This window comes from Arenicella xantha (genome assembly GCF_003315245.1).
GTDB lineage: Bacteria > Pseudomonadota > Gammaproteobacteria > Arenicellales > Arenicellaceae > Arenicella > Arenicella xantha.
The window spans coordinates 655980-675200 of sequence record NZ_QNRT01000001.1 but is presented as its reverse complement, the minus strand read 5'-3'; the positions used below and the strand labels follow the sequence as shown (position 1 = coordinate 675200).

At 48.3% G+C, this 19221-nt stretch carries 16 protein-coding genes; 6 read left to right on the top strand and 10 right to left on the bottom strand.

The window, feature by feature from the left end; genetic code table 11:
- Positions 1-180: 180 nt before the first annotated feature.
- Positions 181-576, top strand: coding sequence for a hypothetical protein (locus DFR28_RS02845; protein WP_113952780.1), 396 nt, complete (start codon positions 181-183; stop codon positions 574-576).
- Between the two features lie 47 nt (positions 577-623).
- On the opposite strand, the gene yghU is transcribed toward DFR28_RS02845, so the two are convergent.
- A complete protein-coding gene (gene yghU, locus DFR28_RS02840) occupies positions 624-1499 on the bottom strand; it encodes a glutathione-dependent disulfide-bond oxidoreductase (RefSeq protein ID WP_113952779.1) in 876 nt (291 codons plus the stop codon).
- 323 nt (positions 1500-1822) lie between these two features.
- On the opposite strand from yghU, the gene DFR28_RS02835 reads away from it, so the two are divergent.
- On the top strand, positions 1823-3040 hold the full coding sequence (locus DFR28_RS02835; RefSeq protein WP_211316825.1) for a serine hydrolase domain-containing protein: 1218 nt from the start codon (positions 1823-1825) through the stop codon (positions 3038-3040).
- Between the two features lie 26 nt (positions 3041-3066).
- Here the strand turns inward: DFR28_RS02835 and DFR28_RS02830 are convergent, their stop codons facing one another.
- The 5 genes from DFR28_RS02830 to DFR28_RS02810 form a co-directional block, all read right to left on the bottom strand.
- Positions 3067-4842: a DUF885 domain-containing protein gene (locus tag DFR28_RS02830; RefSeq protein ID WP_113952778.1), complete on the bottom strand. Its 1776-nt coding sequence runs from the start codon at positions 4840-4842 to the stop codon at positions 3067-3069.
- 72 nt (positions 4843-4914) lie between these two features.
- Positions 4915-5577, bottom strand: a complete 663-nt coding sequence (locus tag DFR28_RS02825; protein WP_113952777.1) for an LON peptidase substrate-binding domain-containing protein — start codon at positions 5575-5577, stop codon at positions 4915-4917.
- 131 nt (positions 5578-5708) lie between these two features.
- Positions 5709-6056 carry a DUF4870 family protein gene (locus DFR28_RS02820; protein ID WP_113952776.1) on the bottom strand — a complete coding sequence of 116 codons (348 nt, stop codon included), beginning with the start codon at positions 6054-6056 and terminating at the stop codon, positions 5709-5711.
- A gap of 222 nt (positions 6057-6278) precedes the next feature.
- The gene (locus tag DFR28_RS02815) at positions 6279-6488 is read right to left on the bottom strand and encodes a hypothetical protein (RefSeq protein WP_113952775.1); all 210 of its coding nucleotides are present in this window, start codon (positions 6486-6488) and stop codon (positions 6279-6281) included.
- Between the two features lie 26 nt (positions 6489-6514).
- Positions 6515-6859, bottom strand: coding sequence for a DUF3622 domain-containing protein (locus DFR28_RS02810; RefSeq protein WP_113952774.1), 345 nt, complete (start codon positions 6857-6859; stop codon positions 6515-6517).
- Between the two features lie 187 nt (positions 6860-7046).
- On the opposite strand from DFR28_RS02810, the gene asnS reads away from it, so the two are divergent.
- The 3 genes from asnS to DFR28_RS02795 all read left to right on the top strand — a co-directional run bounded on the left by asnS (position 7047) and on the right by DFR28_RS02795 (position 12098).
- A complete protein-coding gene (gene asnS, locus DFR28_RS02805) occupies positions 7047-8444 on the top strand; it encodes an asparagine--tRNA ligase (RefSeq protein ID WP_113952773.1) in 1398 nt (465 codons plus the stop codon).
- Positions 8445-8625: 181 nt separating this feature from the next.
- Positions 8626-8997, top strand: coding sequence for a VOC family protein (locus DFR28_RS02800; protein WP_113953388.1), 372 nt, complete (start codon positions 8626-8628; stop codon positions 8995-8997).
- Positions 8998-9182: 185 nt separating this feature from the next.
- Entirely contained in the window at positions 9183-12098 is a 2916-nt protein-coding gene (locus DFR28_RS02795; RefSeq protein ID WP_113952772.1) for a TonB-dependent receptor plug domain-containing protein, read from the top strand.
- A gap of 164 nt (positions 12099-12262) precedes the next feature.
- Here DFR28_RS02795 and DFR28_RS02790 read toward each other — a convergent pair whose 3' ends face one another.
- Genes DFR28_RS02790 through DFR28_RS02775 form a run of 4 tightly spaced genes read right to left on the bottom strand, consistent with a single transcriptional unit; the run spans position 12263 to position 17363 of the window.
- The gene (locus DFR28_RS02790) at positions 12263-13003 is read right to left on the bottom strand and encodes a sugar-binding protein (RefSeq protein ID WP_113952771.1); all 741 of its coding nucleotides are present in this window, start codon (positions 13001-13003) and stop codon (positions 12263-12265) included.
- A 41-nt stretch (positions 13004-13044) separates the two neighbouring features.
- Positions 13045-13596, bottom strand: a complete 552-nt coding sequence (locus DFR28_RS02785) for a gluconokinase (RefSeq protein WP_211316824.1) — start codon at positions 13594-13596, stop codon at positions 13045-13047.
- The gene (locus DFR28_RS02780) at positions 13593-15959 is read right to left on the bottom strand and encodes a GH36-type glycosyl hydrolase domain-containing protein (protein WP_113952769.1); all 2367 of its coding nucleotides are present in this window, start codon (positions 15957-15959) and stop codon (positions 13593-13595) included. The genes DFR28_RS02785 and DFR28_RS02780 overlap by 4 nt, the downstream gene beginning before the upstream one ends.
- A 3-nt stretch (positions 15960-15962) precedes the next feature.
- Entirely contained in the window at positions 15963-17363 is a 1401-nt protein-coding gene (locus DFR28_RS02775; protein ID WP_113952768.1) for an MFS transporter, read from the bottom strand.
- A gap of 503 nt (positions 17364-17866) precedes the next feature.
- Here DFR28_RS02775 and fbaA point away from each other — a divergent pair.
- On the top strand, positions 17867-18943 hold the full coding sequence (gene fbaA / locus DFR28_RS02770; RefSeq protein ID WP_113953387.1) for a class II fructose-bisphosphate aldolase: 1077 nt from the start codon (positions 17867-17869) through the stop codon (positions 18941-18943).
- Positions 18944-19221: the final 278 nt, after the last annotated feature.

Below are 19221 nucleotides of genomic sequence, written 5' to 3'. Positions count from 1 at the left end.
CGATAAATAATTATGTTTTTCTAGGTTTTCCTCCTTTTGGTAAGTTTTCCCGTTTATCGGGATTAATCGACCGAGTATCAAATGGCAATGTTATACGCTTTAAAAATGCACTACAGTGAAAAGGTGGTAGGGGTCAACGTAGTCTTTTAAGCCTGCAAGTGAAGTGAGCAAGGATCTGATATGAGTTACCAATTGTCGATTACGCGGCGCCCTACTAAGTCGAGCCTCGAAGGTTTGCCAAGGGTCGGCACGGAGCATGGAATCCCACTTGGCGATTGGCTTGCAGTTATTGAGTCCGATCAATCATTTAGTTTTATCGTGGATGAGGGAGATACTGTTTCGGCACTATTTCAGGCAACTGATGCGCTTGAGGAAATTGTTTGGGTCGACGGCAGGGCTCACGCCTGCCAGCCATCAGATCAGCTGGTAGCCAAATTGATGAATCTTGCGCAACGGCTTAATGCCGAGCTAGTAAGTTCAATGCTCAAAGATAATGACTCGCCGGCAGAGTATGGCGATTCAGTAGTAACGTTCCCACACGGCGCAACGGCACACCGCATGACGATTATTCCGTAATCTGTCATGCGGTTGGTCAAGGTCTAATCTAACTAGACCTGCTTGGATTAAGCGGTATCTTCGAGTTTGTCTTGAGTTCTATTTTCAAAATCGCTGGCGGCATGGCGTTCATGCAATTGACCCTCAAGCGGCCCCCATGTTCGATTGACCATTTGTCCGCGTTTTACTGCATCGCGACTGCCAACTTGTTCGGTCCAGCGCATTACGTTCTCGTAGCTTTGGGTCTGTAGAAACTCCGCGGCTTCGTACACTTTGTTAGCGGCGAGCGCGCCGTACCAAGGCCAGATCGCTATGTCGGCGATAGAGTAGTCATCACCGCCCATGTATTCATTGTCCGCCAAGTGTCGGTCTAGCACATCTAATTGCCGTTTCACCTCCATTGAGAATCGATTGATGCAATATTCAATTTTCTCTGGGGCATAGGCGTAAAAATGACCAAACCCGCCACCAAGATACGGTGCGCTACCCATTTGCCAGAATAACCAAGACAGTACTTCGGTTCGCTTTTGCGTGTCGCTAGGGAGTAAGGCATCAAATTTCTCGGCGAGATACATCAGAATAGAGCCTGATTCAAAAACACGTATTGCCTGCTCTGCACTGCGATCAAGTAGTGCGGGAATTTTCGAGTTTGGGTTAATTGCAACGAAGTCGCTGCCGAACTGATCCCCTTCAGTAATGCGAACTGGATACGCATCGTACTCAGCGCCGGCATGACCTAGCGCCAGTAGCTCCTCTAGCATGACGGTTACTTTGACGCCGTTCGGTGTGGCCAGCGAGTAGAGTTGTAGTGGGTTTTCGCCTACCGGTAACGTGAGGTCGTGGGTCGAACCGGCTATCGGGCGGTTTATGTTAGCGAACCGTCCGCCGCTTTCTGAATCCCATGTCCAGACTTTCGGTGGGGTATAGGTTGTTGTATCGCTCATTACTGGTTTCTCTCGATTAAAAAATAATTAGGTTGATTAAGCCACCGACGTAACAAAAGTCACTCGCGAAATTAGCATCGTAGACGCAGCATTTCTGGCCAACATGGCGTGTTCGACAATAGTATCGCTAATGTTTGATGATATTGACATCACAAGCGGTGCTTGTACCAAACTTGCATTTGTTAATATAGAAAGGCGCGAACGCTAAAACCTTACCATTAATCGATATTTCGGGTATTTGTTTTGTGCGTGTTTAATCGCTGCGGTAAAGTGTCAAAAACAAAAACAAAAACAAAAACAAAAACAATGATAGGAGTGGAAGTATGAAAATGTTAACAAGCAAAGCGCTATTGGCTGGTTTGCTTAGCGTTGGGGTCTGGGGGCTTAGTCATGCGGAAGCGGATGCGATTAATGCCGAGCCGAGTCAGGAAGTGTCATTCCCAACAGACAAAAGCATATTATTTTGGAGCCAAGATCAACGCTTAGCGGCATTTGCAATGATGGATAAAATAGCGCCTACCCGTGTTATTAGCGCGGGCCCAACGCCGAGTACTTTAGCGTTAGGTACGCCGTTAGCGGTGCAGTGGAAAGTGGGTGATCAAGCATTCGATACCGACCGCTATATGCAAGAACAAAATTCAGTTGGCGTTATTATTTTACAAGGCGGTAAGATTCGATTTGAAGAGTATCGTGATGGGCATTCAGCGGAACAACGTTGGACCTCTTTTTCGGTGGCGAAATCGCTGACTTCGTCGCTTGTTGGTGCTGCGCTTAAAGACGGGGATATTGCCAGTATCGACGACCCTGTGACGCGCTATATCCCCGAGCTAATTGGCAGCGGCTATGATGGTGTCAGTGTCGAGCAATTATTGACCATGCGATCCGGCGTGGCGTGGACTGAGAACTATGCAGACCCCGAATCTGATGTCGTGAAGTTTGGCGACCAGCCGTCGGTCGATGGTGTGGATCCGACTGTGCTATACATGAAGGAATTGGTTCGCGACGCCGAGCCCGGCACTCGCTGGCAATACAATACTGGGGAAACTAATCTGATTGGCGTGTTGGTTTCTAAGGCCACTGGTAAAACCTTGTCTGACTATTTGAGTGAGAAAGTATGGAAGCCCTACGGTATGTCTAGCGACGCGTATTGGGTTCTCAACGCGGGTGGCAGCGAAATCGCCGGATGTTGCTTGTCAGCTACGCTGCGCGATTATGCTCGGGTTGGACTGTTTGCCTTGGGCGATGGCAAGGTCGACGGAGAGTCTGTGGTATCTGATGGCTGGTTCCAACAAGCGGGTCATAAGCAAGCCGATATTGGCCAGCCAGGATTCGGTTATGGTTATCAGTGGTGGACTTACGATGATGGCAGCTATGCGGCACAAGGCATTTTTGGCCAAGGCATTTTTATTGATCCTAAGCGTGACTTAGTGATCGCGAGCCACAGTAATTGGAAAGTAGCATCTGGTGATGATTATAAGAACCAACGTAACCAATTCTACTGGGCGGTTCAGCGCGCTATTGACGCTGAAATCACCCAGTAGATCTGGTTAGTGCTTGCTAAGAGTGTTTAGCTAAGACGGCTCACTTGCTCCTTGATCCAAGCGTCGATAATGCGCTCTAGTAAGGAAAGCGGGATCGCGCCATTTTCGAGAACTTTATCGTGAAAGGCACGAATATCGAACTGGTTACCCAAAGCGGACTCCGCTCGAGCGCGGAGTTCGCGTATTTTTAGCTCGCCGGTTTTGTAAGCTAAGGCCTGACCGGGCCATGAAATATAGCGATCTACTTCAGACGTAATATTATTCATCGACAGGCCTGAATTCTCCGCCATATAGTCAATCGCCTGTTGGCGACTCCAGCCTTTGCTGTGAATACCCGTGTCAACGACTAGACGACAAGCGCGCCACATCTCATATGACAGACGTCCAAAATTGGTGTACGGCGTTTGGTAAAAACCAACTTCAAGTCCTAAACGCTCGGCATATAGGCCCCATCCTTCGACAAATACCGTTTGCCCGCCATAGCGACGAAAGTTAGGTAAATCAAGTTCTTGCGCTAGGGCTATTTGTAGGTGATGGCCTGGCACCGCTTCGTGCAGTGACAGTGCTTCGAGTTGGTACAATGGGCGAGTGTTGAGTAGCGTGGTGTTTACGAAGTAAAAGCCGGCTCGAGTGCCATCGCCAGCGGGTCGGTTGTAGTACGCCGTGGTGGTTTTTTCAGCGATGTCTAAGGGGATCTCTTTGAGTCCGTATGGCATGCGTGGCAATTTGCCAAATAGCTTAGGCAGCAGGCCATCCATGCGCTTAGAAATAGTCGCGGCCACTTGCATTCGTTCCTCAGCCGTTTTTGGGTAAAAATCAGGGTTGTCACGCAAGTACACGAGCCATTCTTCAAAGCTACCATCAAACTCCGCTTGTTTGATCACGTCCATCATTTCCGCTTTGATTCGTGTAACTTCAGACAAACCAATCTTATGAATGTCGTTGGCAGTTTGTTCGGTAGTGGTGTAACGTTTCACTCGGTAATCGTAATAAGCTTTGCCGCCAGGCATGCTGTCAGTACCCACTTGTGAACGACATTTAGGCGCGTATTCTTTTAGATAGAATGATTCAAACTTACGAAATGCTGGAAGCACCTTGCTGCTGACTGTGGCTTGAGCAGTCGCTTTAAATGCATCGAAAGTGGCTTGGTCAATTACGTTTGGTTTTTGCTTGAACGGTGCTAAGAATACGCTGTCATTGACCGACTCTGGCAGGTGAGCGCTGATCGAGTCTTCATACCCCTGCATCGTGATGCAAGGTTGAACCCAGCCAGCTTGTAATCCGGTACGGATGCGAGCGGTGGCTTTATCCATGTATTCTGGAACGGCATTTAGTCTTGCCAAATAGCTCTCGTAGTCCGCTTGCTTGAAAAATGGCAGGCGACTTGGCAACTGCGTTAAGTTCATGTGCGGGCCGCCACGATTGGTAATCAACATGTATTTGCCGCCGTGTTCGGCACCAGCAATTGTGTCTTCGAGGTCGAGTTTTAACAGGGCGTGATTAACCTGATGAGCCTCACTCAGTTGCGCAGGGTCGATTGCTTTGAGCTGTTGATAAAACTGTTGCGCGCTGGCAATGCCTTGTTGGTAACTGTCTAGTGATGGATCGGACAGTTGCTGGTCATAATCGCGTACCCCAAGACTGGTGGCAAAGGTTGGGTTTTGCGCTAACTGTTCGTTCCAGTGTGCGTCGAGTAGCGCTTCAAATTGCGAGTTCGCACTTTTTTCAGCGTTGGCCGTGAGGCTGATAAAAGCGGCCAACATTGAGACTGCGACCCATATAGTTCTTCTGGTTTTTTGCATGGTATGCCCTTCTGTGTGGATTGGATGACGACATCCTAGAGCACTGGATATTAATTGACCAGCGGATTGTGCTTACTGGGGGTTGCCTTTGGGTTGCGACTCATCGCTTAGAATGGCGGTGAAAGCGATTAAGCGTTCGGTCGCGGTGGATGTTTCGAGCAGTAGCTGTTTATCCTCAATTGATAGCGGCAAGTGGCTAAACATATTGCTTAACAGACTGTGTGTGCTCAAGCTGCTGAGTACGTCCCAATCAGCCTCGATACTGTTTTCTGCAAAGTAGTGATGGAGTGCTGCTCTAAACGATGCGCTCGGAGTGTCGTCTTGATGATTGGCCGGTTCTACGTCAACAACGTCATAGTCCTGTTCGAAACTCGACCAGTCCGGTGCAACGATTCGATAGCCGCGCAATGAACTTAACTCCTGACGTATCGTAAAGCGGCACACACCGGTTAAGCCAATTTGAATTTGCCCGTTAGGATTCTCGATGTATTGAGTTATACGGCCAGCACATCCGACCTCATACAAGTTGGGATGATCCGTTTGATCTGCCGGTTGAATCATGCCGATCAGTTGGTTTCCTCGCATCGAGTCTTGCACCATCTTAAGGTATCGCGGTTCGAAGATATTCAATGGCAGATTACTCTGTGGCAGGAATACCGCACCGGCTAAAGGGAATATGGGTAACGACTTGGGTAAGTGCTCGAAAGTAGGAATGTATGGATGTAGTGTTTGCATGGGCTTCAGCGCTTGGTCTGCATTCTAATACTGACATTTAATCAGAGTGCGTGTTCAAGGAGTGAGAAAGGCCAAATCGAGAACTTAATATTGGCACCATGCTGTCAGTAGTGTGCAGAGCGCGAGCAGACTTAAATAGGATAGGGCTTATCAGCCATGATTTTTATCAAGCCGTTGACCATGCGATACAGCGCCCATAACCAAACGATTCCCAGAATCGCAAAGCCGATAAAGATAAACGTAAGTATACCGCCGATTATGGTCCACAGCAGAGACCACCAAAAGGTCCGGATCGTATTCGTGTAATGACTGTGATACATCGTACCAGCCGAATCTCCGCGTTTTACCATCGCCCAAATTGCACCGAAAATCATTGGTACAGCGGTAAACAGGCCAATCGTCATGAGTATGTAAGCGATTAGTGCGTGAGTCTTAGGTTCGCTATCGTAAGCTGCATCATGATCAATAATTGTACTCATCGTTTCTCCTAGCTAATCCGACAAAACATGTCCATAGTGATAATAATATAGAGTCAAATCTTGGATTATCAAGGAACCGCGCGTGCTTGGTGTTTTCACTGGACTGGCGTCAGAACGTGATCGACGGGTGTGTTATTGGCGTTGCTAGCGTAGAAATCCGTTGTTTGGGTTACGGTCGGGCCGACCGCTTGTGGATCGCTTTTTGCTAGCTAAAGCTTTTTTTTAGTCACGATCTTTAAGTGTCTTTTCAAACGAGACATCATCGCGCCAATTACTTGAGGCTGTTCGCGTAATCCGTTCTTCGCTGGCTCGAGCTGGTGATTTGGCGTTCTGATGTGCGCCGCCTTTACGCATGATCGGCGCGCGCGCAACTGGGTTGCGCGGTGCTTTTGTTGTGCTTTGAGATTTTGTTCGAGCGTGAGTCTTAGTCATGCGAGTAGTCGATGTGATTCGACGTATTAATCGTCGTCGCCGAGCTTCGCATTCAGCTTTCGGTTTTCAGCCAACTCTTTGGCCTGGTTTTTCGCTGCAGCAGTTTTGTCCGCTCTTCGGTTAGCTCGTTGACGTTTGATTTCGTCATCTTCTTTGCGTTGTACGCCGTGGCGCTTATTGCGAGTTTTTAAGGTCGCAACGAAATCAGTCAGTGCTTGCTCGGCCCATGTGCGTGCAGCTTGCTCGCTGTCGAAACCATCTTGCTGCTTGCTTACCGTGGTCTTTCTGGACGTGACTTGACGGGTTATCTGAGCGATCCAAGTATCATTTGATTGCTTGATTTGAATGTCGTATTTTTTGCCAGTTGCCATGCTATCTACTCCCGCTGGAGTGTAATGTTGCGAGAACGAGAGGCTAGCAGTTTTACACAAAAATGAAATCAGAAATATCAGTCAAACTTGTTTAAATCGTTATAATTCCGTCTAATTTCGCGTTATTCCCGTAATTTGATGGGAGCGCGACTCGAATTTGCTCCAAAAAACCAAAAGAGATTTTAGAATGAATAAATTTTCAATCGCTGAAATAGTCAAAGGTGCTGTGGCACTTGGCGAAGAAGTTGTCATCAAAGGTTGGGTAAGAACTCGGCGAACGTCTAAAGCAGGTATTTCGTTTGTGGCTTTGCATGACGGCTCATGTTTTGATCCGATTCAAATAGTGGTCCCGGAAGCCCTTGAAAACTATGAATCAGAAGTGATGCATTTGGGGGCGGGTTGCTCAATTATTGCGACCGGAACGTTGGTTGCATCAGAGGGGCAGGGGCAATCAGTCGAGGTCCAAGCCACCGCACTTGAAGTTGTTGGCATGGTCGATGAACCTGAGACTTACCCTATTGCTAAAAAACGACACACTTTCGAGTTTTTACGAACTCAGGCGCATTTGCGGCCGCGCACCAATGCGATTGGCGCAGTCACTCGCGTGCGTAACACGCTGGCTAATACGATTCACAACTACTTTTATAAAAATGGCTACCACTGGGTAAATACACCGATTATTACCAGTAGCGACGCCGAAGGCGCCGGTGAGCTTTTTCGTGTGTCGACTCTGGATATGGCCAATTTGCCACGTAATGATCAAGGTAAGGTGGATTACGCTAAGGACTTTTTCGGAGGCGAAAGCTTTTTAACGGTATCTGGTCAATTAAATGTCGAAGCCTACTGTTTGGCAATGTCTAAGGTGTATACCTTTGGCCCGACGTTTCGTGCTGAAAATTCTAATACCAGTCGGCATTTGGCTGAGTTTTGGATGGTTGAGCCGGAGATCGCCTTTGCTAATTTGGAAGATGACGCGGCCCTTGCGGAAGACTTCTTAAAACATTGTATTCGCACCGTATTAGAAGAACGCGCCGATGATATGGCGTTTTTCCAGCAGCGTGTCGACAAAGAGGTAATCAACCGCCTGACCAATGTGGTGGATTCCGCTTTTGTGCATATGGATTACACTGATGCGATTGATATTTTGCAGAAAAGTGGCCAAACCTTCGAGTTCCCAGTTGAGTGGGGTATGGATTTGGCGTCTGAGCACGAACGGTTCTTGTCTGAGCAACACGTCAAAGGCCCAGTGGTATTAAAGAACTACCCCAAAGACATCAAAGCATTTTACATGCGTATGAATGATGATGAAAAAACCGTGGCTGCGATGGACGTATTGGTTCCCGGTATTGGTGAAATTATTGGCGGCAGTCAACGTGAGGAGCGTTTAGATCGGCTCGACGCAAGATTCCCGGATCAAGAAACGGCTGATCACCTTTGGTGGTATCGCGACCTACGACGTTACGGCACCGTGCCGCATGCTGGGTTCGGTCTTGGGTTTGAACGCTTGATCAATTACGTGACAGGCATGGAAAACATTCGTGATGTTATTCCATTCCCTCGTTCACCAGGCTCTGCTTTATTTTAGAGTGCGCGGTTAACTTTACTCGGCCCGTCTATAACTAGGCGGGTTGGGCCGTTCACAGTAAGTGCTGAGCGCTACGCCAGTATTGGAATGGTCTGCAGCGCTTCACAATTTAGCCCTGACGATCTTGATCGTTGTTGAAGGAGGCGGTACCTTAGTTCTGGTGATACCACAGGAGTCGAAAATGAAGCTAGGTGCGTTTTCAGTAAGTTTGGCGGTTAAAGACATCGATAAATCGAGGAATTTTTATCGTGCGCTTGGTTTTATTGAAGTCGGTGGCGATATTGCGCAACACTGGCTCATTATGCGCAACGACACACACACGATCGGTCTGTTTCAAGGAATGTTCGACAAAAACATGCTGACTTTTAATCCCGGTTGGAACTCGGACTGTGAGCCTCTTGATGAGTTTACCGATGTGCGTGATATTCAGGCAGCATTGAAGCAACAAGGAATTGAGCTTAGCAGCGAGGTCGACCCATCGAGCAAAGGCGCCGGTAGTTTTATGTTGATTGACCCAGATGGAAATCCAATATTAATAGACCAGCATTTGTGAAATGTTACCCCTAGCACGAGTGCAATAGCTGTCTATGGGGCGTTTCCTGTTTGATTGACGCGGCCTGGTCCTCCGTTTTTTTTGCTGACAAGTGTTGCTTATGGGGCGATTAAATTGCCACTTGTCCGTTAACATGTCCCTCTCTATACTCTAGTTACCCTACATATTAGACAAAAGTGAGAGTTATGAAGAAATATCCTACCGCAAAAAGCCGCTTACTTGTCGGCACATTTCTGACCGTTTGTGCGGTCGCACCGCCAGCTACGGTGCAAGCGCAATCCACATCGGCGGAGCCTTCCCTAGAGGAAATTGTCGTTACAGGTTCGCGTATCCGGCGTGACCCGTTAAATGAAATTGCGCCGATTATGAACATTGGTATTGATGACATTGATCAAACCGGCGTGACTAATCTAGGCGCGGCACTGCAACAATTGCCGATTACCGGGTCGGCTGTGAATACTCGATTTAATGTACCTGGTAACTCAGGTTTTCCACAAGATGGCTCGGGAATAGGCGCAGGCGCTGTGCAACTGTCGTTACGTAACATTGGCGCAAAGCGAACCCTTATTCTGGTAGATGGCCGTCGTTGGATTGCCGGTGCTTCGGCATCGGGTGTTCCAAGCGTGGTGGACATGAATACGATTCCTGCCAACATGATTCAACGCATCGAAATTCTGCAAGATGGCGCTTCAGCTATTTATGGGTCGGATGCGATTGGTGGCGTGGTTAATGTGATCACCAACAAAAACTTTGATGGGCTCAAATTCGATTACCACATAGGTCAATATCTCGGTGATGGCGACGGTCAAGACACCGATTTCTCAGCTTTATGGGGCGGTGGGAATGACGATGCGCACTTTGTGTTTAGCGCTAGCTACACAGAAGAAGGTGAAGTGTTGACATCGGACCGAGCGCGGTCGGCGTTCCCAGTTCCAGACACTACGAGTTGTGACGTGTCGGGCACTCGCTGTTCGTCGTTTACCCCGCAGGGGCGATTTATCCTCGGGCCTAATTTAGGTGGGTCATCATTAACGCTGAATCAAGGCGCATTGAACGATGGCGGGGCGAATGTTCCGGCATTTGATCCGAATAATCCGACGGCCGGTGACTTCAGTTCATTTACCTCAGCGGATCGATTTAATTATAACGGCCCTGGGTTCAATTATTTACGCACGCCTAGTGAACGAGTGAACTTGTTTACCCATGTTGATTATGCGCTTTCAGAAGACATTAACTTATTCGCCAGAGCTTCTTACACCAACCGCACGTCAGATACCCGCGGCGCGCCAGAGCCCTTGTGTTTAGGCAATGACTGCGGCAATGCGATTCTAAATAACTTTTTTATCTCGGCGGACAATCCATATAACCCGTTTGGCGCTGACTTATCAGTCGCGAATGGCAATTTGGATTTCTTTGGGCGACGTCCATTGGAATCGGGACCTAGGCTTTTTTATCAAGACGTTGATACGTTTTTTGTGAGTACAGGTCTAGAAGGAAAGTTCGGTGTTGGTGATCGATCATTTTATTGGGATGCCACGCTGAGCTATGGAGACAATCAAGGTTTTCAAGAGAAGGAAAACTCGCATAATGCGGCACGTTTACAGGTAGCAATGGGTGATCCATCGGTCTGTGCGGCGACGCCGAATTGTGTGCCATTTAATTTCTTCGGTGGTCAAGGCCCTGATGGCAACGGTTCCATTACTCAAGAAATGCTCGACTTTGTAACCTATACCCAGCGGGATTTTAGTGAGCAAACATTGGAGGATTTCGCGTTTAATATATCTGGTGATATCGCATCACTGCCGGCCGGTGAGCTAGCGTTTGCGGCAGGTTTTGAATACCGTGACCATCAAGGCGCGTTTCGCCCTGATCCTATCGCCGCTCGAGGTGAAACGGCCGGTATTCCGTCGGGCGCCACTTCGGGAGCGTTTGATGTTACTGAGGTCTACGGTGAGTTGAATGTCCCTCTGATTGCAGACGCATCATTTGCTAAATACTTAGAACTCAATGTGGCAGTGCGTTCGTCGGATTACAGCACCTCGGGTTCGGAAGGAACATATAAGGCCGGTTTGTTATGGCAGGTCAATGATGCGCTGTCATTGCGCAGTTCGCTTTCAACTGGTTTGCGCGCGCCTGGTATTGGCGAGTTGTTTGGTGGTGCCGCGCGTGCCGATTTTACCTTTCTAGATCCTTGTGCCGACTATCTTGGTCAGCTGGGTTCCAATAATGGTGGCCGCGACGCCGCACAATCGCAAACTATTATCAGTAATTGTGCAGCCCTAGGCGTACCCGCGGGCACGGCGCAAACTAATCCGCAATTGTCTGCGGTGTCGGCTGGTAATGCCAATCTGAAGGCTGAAACTTCCGAAAGCTTGACCGCTGGTATCGTATTTAATCCAAACGTAGATTGGGCTGAACGCTTTACTGCCTCGCTGGATTTTTACGACTTAGAGATCGATGATGCAATTCAAGGCATTGATCCGGGTGATTTGATCAATGCGTGCGTTAATACCGGAGATCCGTTCTTTTGTAGTGGTATTGAGCGCGGTGGTAGCGGTCGCGTCAATCTGGTTAATAATCAATTGCAGAATATTGGTGGTATCGAAGCGTCAGGTGCAGATGTGATGTTTAATTTTCATAGCAATGCAAATGCCGCCGGTCAATTTACCGCCAAGATGAATGCCACTTTTCTGGATAAATACATCGAGCGTACGGCTAACCCAGACGGTTCAGAAACTATCAATGATCGAACTGGTACGCATACCGATGAGACCTTCGAGCGAGCCTTCCCTGAGTTACGAGCGACCACTACCTTGGGTTGGAATAGTAATGCGAACTGGAATGGCTCAGTATCGTTTCGCTATACCGACAGCATGGAAACAGCGTCCGGTGAAACCTTGGATTCAGCATTGTTTACCGATGTGCAATTCAGTTTTATTCCGCCAATTGCCAATGATTCGGTTAAGTTAACGGTCGGCTTGAACAACGCGTTCGATGAAGACCCGCCAGTACTCGATACCAGCTTGGTGGGCTTGAGTTTAGTGTCGCATGACATTCCGGGTCGAGTTGGCTATCTACGAATTAGCTATACACCACAATAAGGCTTAGAGGCGATATAGGCTGGTTTTAGGCGCTTGCTTGACGGAAACAAAGTTAACCGCTTGCTCCAGCCTATTGCTGATTATTTATACCTAAACAAAAAAGGGCTAGCATTTAGTTTGCTAGCCCTTTTTATTTTTTAGGTCTAATGACCGTATGCTGCTGGCTAGTCAACAAGTACCAATGTTTCGAAAACACTGGCATCAATATAACCACGATTCTTATCACCGTCGAGCGCGGGAATATCGTACGAGCCGATAAAGTGCTCGCGGCCTTGTGAGCTGTCGCTGTCGCAATACGCCACCATAAAGCCCATTTTTTTACCGGACTCTAAGGTCACCGGTGTTGCTTTGTTGTTGGTGTCTGAAAAGGTATCTGGATAGATATCGAATGATGCTTCCCAAATAATTTTATTGTCGTCGCCAGCTTGGCGCTTCCAAACACTTGTTACGTGATCGTTTAGATATCTCGGTTTGCCAGATGTGTTGCGGTCAATCGCTTGATTGTCGAGTGCAATGTGGTAGGCAAACGCATTGTAGTTATCTAGATGGTCGCCGCCAGAGTGATCTTCATCTAAAAAGATTTCAAAGGTATCGTCCTCCCAATAGGCTTCGAGCGGGTCAGCGTGAGTGTCGATAAGGATGTCGTCAACTATTTCACCTAGCAGATAGAGCTTGCTCGGCGTCCAAACAATCTTGAAGCGGCCAGAAAAATCTTCCGCCGCCGGTTGCTCGCCAAGCGTTAATTGATCAATGGCTTGCCATGGTGCGTTAGACCAAGCTGCATCGCTTGCATCACCATCTATTACGGGCGGGGTTGATGCCTTTGGTGCGTCATACGCCAGACTCTGGCTGGCCCAAGTCGCTAGGCCAACAGTTAGGCACAATGCAAAGGATAATTTCGTCATTTGAATCTCCGAGATCAGTATTGGTTCTGGTTAGTTGATTGTTAGTGAGCTGTGTTGTGATAGAACAGGTCTATCGCGGCAATGGCATTGCTGACAACCTCCGTCAGCGGCGGGCTAATGTCGATGGTTACCGTTGCCATGTCTGTCGATGGATCTTCCAGAGCGGCGAACTGGCTATCGAGCAAAGCGCTCGGCATAAAGTGGTCGGTTCGCTTTGACATTCGCTCCAAAATTGTCTGCGGGTCGCCGTTAAGATGAATAAATAAAGTGTTCAACGGTGTATCGCGTATCTGTTGTCGATGTGCTTTACGTAACCCTGAAAATGACAATACACAGCTAGTGTGTGAGTCTGCCGTGTTTGCATTTGCAGCTTCGATTACCGCGCGTTTCAGTTTGGCAATCCACGGTTCGCGCATGGCGTCGGTGAGTGGTTTTCCAGCCGCCATATGTGCTTTGTTGGCTGCTGAATGGTAGTCGTCGGCCTCAATGAAATGATAGCCATAATGTGCTGCGATTGACTCGGCCACGGTGGATTTTCCGCAACCACTTACGCCCATAACCACGATTAATCTGGGCGTGCTTTGGGCCGTCACGGAACCTCCACCGTTACAGAATAACGTTTGCCGGTATCGATCGAACGAATGATTGTGTCGGCAAGTCGCTCCCCGTTAACTATGATAGATGTTTGTTTGAGTGCCGGCTTGCGTACGATTTCAATGTGGAAATCAGCACCTCGAAAGTGTCGGTCTAGTGATGCCTGCGGCCAATCTTGCGGCAACTGCGGGTCTATTTTTAAACCCTCTTTGGTGCCGCGTACGCCAAAGAGTCCGTCTATCAAGCAGCGCAGGAACCAGTGGACTGTGCCGGTATTAAACAGTTGGCTTGAACGACCCGCGGTGCGAGGGTATTCACGGTATGCGCCGCGATAATAATTGGGGATAAAAACCGGTAGCTGCCCGCGTTGTTGCAAGTCAGAGTCGTCTGGCCCGGGGATCATTTGTCGTAAAAGGCGAAAGGCTCGGTTGGGCTGTTTGGCTTGATACAAGGCGTAAACATAAAACCCTGCCGCATGGTTGTATACCGAGCCGTTCTCGGCAGAACCTGGATGCTTCTGTGTGACTCGGCCTACGTCTTCGCGCATTTTCGTGTAGGCGGGGGCAAGCATCTGCACGCCATACGGTGTTTCGAGGTCGCGCTCAATGGCGTCAATCATGCTCGCTTGTTTCGCTTCACTCGCCGCGCCACTTAAAATTGCCCACGCTTGCGGATTTAAGAATATGCGTCCTTCTGTGTCCGTTGGCACGCCGAATACTACGTCGTCATCGGTAATGCCGCGTGCATACCAATCGCCAGTCCACAAGTGCGTATTGACGGCGGCATTAAGTGCATCGGCGTTTGAGTTGAATTGCTTAGCCTCTGTTTCGCGTCCGGCGTCTTGACAAATGTTGGCCCACAATTGCGAGGCATAGGCGGTTGCCAGTGTTAGCCAGGCGGAGACGCCTTTGCCCTTATAGCCAACCATATTCATCGGATCGCACCAATCGCCTTGGGCGATATAGTTGAGGTCTCGATGGTCGCGTTGCTCGAACAACCACAACAGCGCTAAGTCGATATGTTGTTGCACAGTCAGTGAGTCGTCAGAGTCAGCAAAGCTGAGCGGCTGATTCAGTATTCCAAGATCGCCGGTTTCGTCGAGGTAAGCACTTAAACAGACTGGTAGCCACACGCAGTGGTCCATGTGCGGTATTTGATTAATGTATTTTAGCTCGGCGGATTCGCTCAACAGGATGCCGTCGGGCATTGCTCCGGAACGCTGTTGTTGACTCAATGCCCGTAATAGCGCATCTCGCGTCCGCTCTGGCTTGAGGTAACTCATGCCCATGGCATCTTGCAGATAGTTTCGTGTTTGAGGGTCCGTGCTGAGTCGATTGACGTCACCATGATAGAACACTTGTCGGCCTAACCAATGATTTACGAAGTCATCGAACTCTGCATCCGGAGTCGCTATTTTTAATGGGCTTTCGCTCTGCTTTAGGTAATTTTTGTATGCTAATAGTTGTTCATCAAAACCGGTCTCTGAGCCAAAGAGTTCGTTGCTAATGCTAGCAATTTCGGCATGATCATTGGCTGGACCAAATGCGAAGCGGAACTGCTTGTTTGCGCCGGGCTGCAGTGTTAATTGGTATTGTAATGCTGCCGTCGGGGTTTCGTAGATAGCATCGCTATTGGAAAGTCGCTCTTGGTGTAGGGCGCTGGGGGCGTGCAGTCCTCCTTCGCCCTCAAATGCGCTTTGCCGCGTTTCCCAAGCGTCAGGGAAAGATTCGGCCAACAGAAACGTGAGGTCTTTAAAGTCTCGTTGTTTAAAGTAGTCTGGGTATTTCTGGTACGGCGTTACGGCTGAGCAGACGATTGAGCTCAGCTCCGGTCGAAACATCGCCGACTGATTCATCCACGACATGTAACCAACAGGAAAGTAAGGCACCAGGCTTAGACGACGCGGTTGTTCACTCAAGTTTGTAACGTTAATTTGCCAAAGTTCTAATGGCCGCGTGGGGCTGAGACTTAGCGTTATTTCAATCGATAAACGGCTCTTTTGGATCTTCCACGCAATGGTGTCTTGCCGCGCGATGAACTCAAAGCTGTCAGGTGCATTGCGCACCGGTTCATACGGCGCAGAGAAAAGCTCATTTGTGTCGAGGTCCTTTAAATAGAAAAAGCGGCCAGGATGATGTGCATAATACGGCTGCTCAGGCTGCATGAAGGTCTTGGCTTCAAGGTTTGGCGCATAGGCGTATTTGGCGGGTTCGGGTTGCATGAACTGCGCGGTTGCGTATCCGCGACAGTTAACTTGCATCATCATGCTCGAATTCCACAAAAATGCGGACGCGGCCGGCATATCGGTCGGCGAGAGTAAGGTTATGCTGCGACGGTCATCTGAAACGTTAATAATCGACATGCTCTAACCTTGTGCGTCTGCTCGTTCAGCTAAGTCACTTTGAATCCGGCTTAGTTGTTGGTCATTTAGTTTGTAAAACAACACAAACACAATGGCTATGGCCGCAAAAATGCCGGGTAGGGCGGTCTGTAAGAAATTTATACCGTCTAACGAGGCGCCATTCTGCGCCTCGTTGGCTTTATAGCCGTAGTAGCCGAGGATACTTAGCATTGCAAATGAGCCTGCTGCGCTGCCTAGTTTTTGCGAGAAGGTAGCGGCGGAAAACGTCATTGCCGTTGCTCGGCGACCCGTGGACCATTCATTATAATCGGCCGCATCGGCGTACATTGACCACGTCAATGGTGACTTTGGCCCAAGTGCTAAGCTAATTAGGATGTTAAGAGTAAACATCGCCCAGATCATGTCTTTAGGCACAAAATAATAGGCGATTGAAAGCACGCTTACTACTGACATAAGGATGATTAGCAATGTGCGTTTGTCGAACACACGTAATAAGAATGGCGTCATAAAGCAACCAACACCGAGCGCGACTGACTGCCAAAAAAGGTAGGGTCCGACCAGCTCTTCTCGCCCGACATAATATTTGAAATAGTAAAACGAAGATCCGGCACGCAAGGTGATGGTGATCATTAGTATCAGCGCTAGGAAAAATAGAATTACCCACGGCCGATTATGGATTAGGTCTTTGATGTCGGTCAGTGGGTTACTTTTTTGTTGTGGGGGCGGTGCAACCCTTTCACGTGTAGTTTTAAATGTGATGAAGAAGATAATGGCAGCAATAAATCCGTATACAGCCACAGTTAGTTGCCAACCAAGTGTGGGGTTGTCTGCGCCAAGCAAGTTGATGAGTTTGGGGGTAAAGAATCCAATCAAAGCAGAAGCCCCAAAAGCAAATATAAACCTAACTGAGATCAGCAAGTTTCGTTCCTTAACGTTGCCGGTAATAACACCAGACAAAGACGAATAAGGGGTGGAAAGAATGGTGTAAAACACCATCATCAAGGAGTAGGTTACGAATGCCCAGACTACTTTTTGGTCGTACGATAAATCTGGCGTAGTGAAAGCTAATACCGAGACCACGGCCATCGGTGCGCTGGCGTAAATAAGATATGGGCGAAACTTGCCGAAGCGGGTGTTGGTGCGATCGGCGACCGCGCCCATAATGGGGTCGGTAAACGCATCAATAATTTTGGTGGCTAAAATCACGGCGCCTGCGGTAGCGGCGGTTAGTCCTAAGGTATCGGTGTAAAAGGCCGCTAAATAGCCGCCGATTAAGGCCCAGTAAAAGTTGAATCCGGCATCGCCTGCGCCGTAACCGAGTCGTTCGGTCCAGCTGAGCTTGGCAAGTCGGTCGGAGGTAGCGCGGCTGGCAGTTGGGAGTGTGCTCGATTCTTGGTCGGTCATAGGTTCGATCTCCTGATCGATTGCGTGGGAGTGCAATGACTTATTGTTATTTTTGTGATCTGAGTATAGCGGATTGCTTAATAAGTGCGGCGGATGGAGGGTTCAAACTTCGTCATAACGTAAATTTGAACGTTCAAGTTTACGTTATGACGGTTAGTTGGTCGCCAAGAATTGTGCTGTCAATCTATAGTGAAGCGGCCTAGTTTTTGCTGCTCCACTATTTTGTGGCTTATCAGCCGTAAGGTCGGTAAGAGGTATTATTTCCCCTCCTTCCTCTCTCCTCCACGTGAGGGGGAATGCAGATGCAACGACGCTATTCTGACCCGTTTAGCGTCGTTGCCTTCGCACTTTAATCGTCGATTTTATGACCACTATCCATGTTATCCATAAGGATTTAGACGACAAATAAATGTCGATGTGTTTACAATACGCCCGAGAGAGCTGCCGGGCTAAATGAGCGTATCATTGGCGTGGTTATTGACAGTAATGAAGCATGTGGAGAAATGACCATGAGCAAGTTTCGTGCGGGCGTGTTATACGGCCAAGAATTAATCGATGTTTATGAAGACGCTAAACTAAATGGCTATGCCTTGCCGGGTGTTAATGCCGTTGGCACCAGCACCATCAACGGGATTTTAGAAACCGCGGCTAAAGTCGAGTCGCCGGTTATTGTTCAATTGTCATTCGGTGGTGGACAGTTCTATGCCGGCAAGAGTCTTGCGAATGATAATTTGCAGGCTTCGGCAGCTGGTTGTATCTCTGCCGCTATGCATGTCCATCAGCTAGCAGAAATGTATGGTGTGCCGGCTATTTTGCATACTGATCATTGCTCGCTTGCAAATATTGCTTGGGTCGACCATCTAATCGAATATCAAGAAGATTACTACGCTCAGTTCGGTAAACCGTTGTTTAGCTCGCACATGCTTGATTTGTCTGAGGAAAGTCTTGAAGACAATATCGAAATCTGTGAGAAATACCTAACTCGCTTAAGTAAAATCGAAGTTGGTTTGGAAATTGAGTTGGGCATTACCGGTGGCGAAGAAGACGGTGTTGATAACTCGGATGTTGATGTCAGCAAGCTCTATACGCATCCGTCTGACGTGTTTTATGCGTATGAGCGCTTGAGCAAAATTAGTAATAACTTCACAGTGGCGGCGGCCTTTGGCAACGTGCATGGCGTATATAAGCCAGGTAATGTCAAATTGTCGGTGGAGATTTTAAAGAACTCACAGAACTACGTGGCGGACCAGATTGATAAAACCGGCACTAAGCCAGTTAGTTTTGTGTTTCATGGTGGTTCAGGGTCATCGCAAGATGATATTCGGCGTTCAATTGATTACGGTGTCATCAAGATGAACCTTGATACCGATATGCAGTGGGCATTTAGTGCTGGTTTAAGGGATTATTTTGCCAAGTATAACGACTACGTTGCGACGCAAATAGGTAACCCCGACGGTGACGATTTGCCTAATAAAAAGTACTACGATCCACGCAAAATGTTGCGACAAGCCGAAGAGTATTTTGTTACGCGTTTAGAAGAGTCATTTGCCGATCTGAACTGTATTGGCCGAAATCGTTGAGCACTTTATCTTTTTAGGTCGCAGTGTGAGTGACGTTAATTCCTGATAAGTTGTCAGGAATGTCTTGATTTTTAAGTAAAAAACTATGCATAAGTCGCTTTGAAACGAGCATTGCTTTTGCTATTATATTTTGCTTGCGGTAATGCATTAGCGCTAGAGGTGGACGCTGATGCTAAAGTGTTTGATTGGCCGGGTGGGGTCTCTAAGCCAAGTTCTTGGCGACTTTTAACTCTAATCTAATCCAGATTTTCGATGTAATACTAGGTTTGCTTTGTGTC

What these genes read in the sequence shown, in the direction of transcription:
- DFR28_RS02810 (WP_113952774.1), bottom strand. Translation starts at nt 6,859, where the DNA reads ATGGCAACTGGCAAAAAATACGACATTCAAATCAAGCAATCAAATGAT.
- DFR28_RS02800 (WP_113953388.1), top strand. Translation starts at nt 8,626, where the DNA reads ATGAAGCTAGGTGCGTTTTCAGTAAGTTTGGCGGTTAAAGACATCGAT.
- DFR28_RS02830 (WP_113952778.1), bottom strand. Translation starts at nt 4,842, where the DNA reads ATGCAAAAAACCAGAAGAACTATATGGGTCGCAGTCTCAATGTTGGCC.
- DFR28_RS02780 (WP_113952769.1), bottom strand. Translation starts at nt 15,959, where the DNA reads ATGTCGATTATTAACGTTTCAGATGACCGTCGCAGCATAACCTTACTC.
- DFR28_RS02845 (WP_113952780.1), top strand. Translation starts at nt 181, where the DNA reads ATGAGTTACCAATTGTCGATTACGCGGCGCCCTACTAAGTCGAGCCTC.
- yghU (WP_113952779.1), bottom strand. Translation starts at nt 1,499, where the DNA reads ATGAGCGATACAACAACCTATACCCCACCGAAAGTCTGGACATGGGAT.
- DFR28_RS02825 (WP_113952777.1), bottom strand. Translation starts at nt 5,577, where the DNA reads ATGCAAACACTACATCCATACATTCCTACTTTCGAGCACTTACCCAAG.
- DFR28_RS02835 (WP_211316825.1), top strand. Translation starts at nt 1,823, where the DNA reads ATGAAAATGTTAACAAGCAAAGCGCTATTGGCTGGTTTGCTTAGCGTT.
- DFR28_RS02815 (WP_113952775.1), bottom strand. Translation starts at nt 6,488, where the DNA reads ATGACTAAGACTCACGCTCGAACAAAATCTCAAAGCACAACAAAAGCA.
- fbaA (WP_113953387.1), top strand. Translation starts at nt 17,867, where the DNA reads ATGACCATGAGCAAGTTTCGTGCGGGCGTGTTATACGGCCAAGAATTA.
- DFR28_RS02775 (WP_113952768.1), bottom strand. Translation starts at nt 17,363, where the DNA reads ATGACCGACCAAGAATCGAGCACACTCCCAACTGCCAGCCGCGCTACC.
- DFR28_RS02790 (WP_113952771.1), bottom strand. Translation starts at nt 13,003, where the DNA reads ATGACGAAATTATCCTTTGCATTGTGCCTAACTGTTGGCCTAGCGACT.
- DFR28_RS02795 (WP_113952772.1), top strand. Translation starts at nt 9,183, where the DNA reads ATGAAGAAATATCCTACCGCAAAAAGCCGCTTACTTGTCGGCACATTT.
- DFR28_RS02820 (WP_113952776.1), bottom strand. Translation starts at nt 6,056, where the DNA reads ATGAGTACAATTATTGATCATGATGCAGCTTACGATAGCGAACCTAAG.
- asnS (WP_113952773.1), top strand. Translation starts at nt 7,047, where the DNA reads ATGAATAAATTTTCAATCGCTGAAATAGTCAAAGGTGCTGTGGCACTT.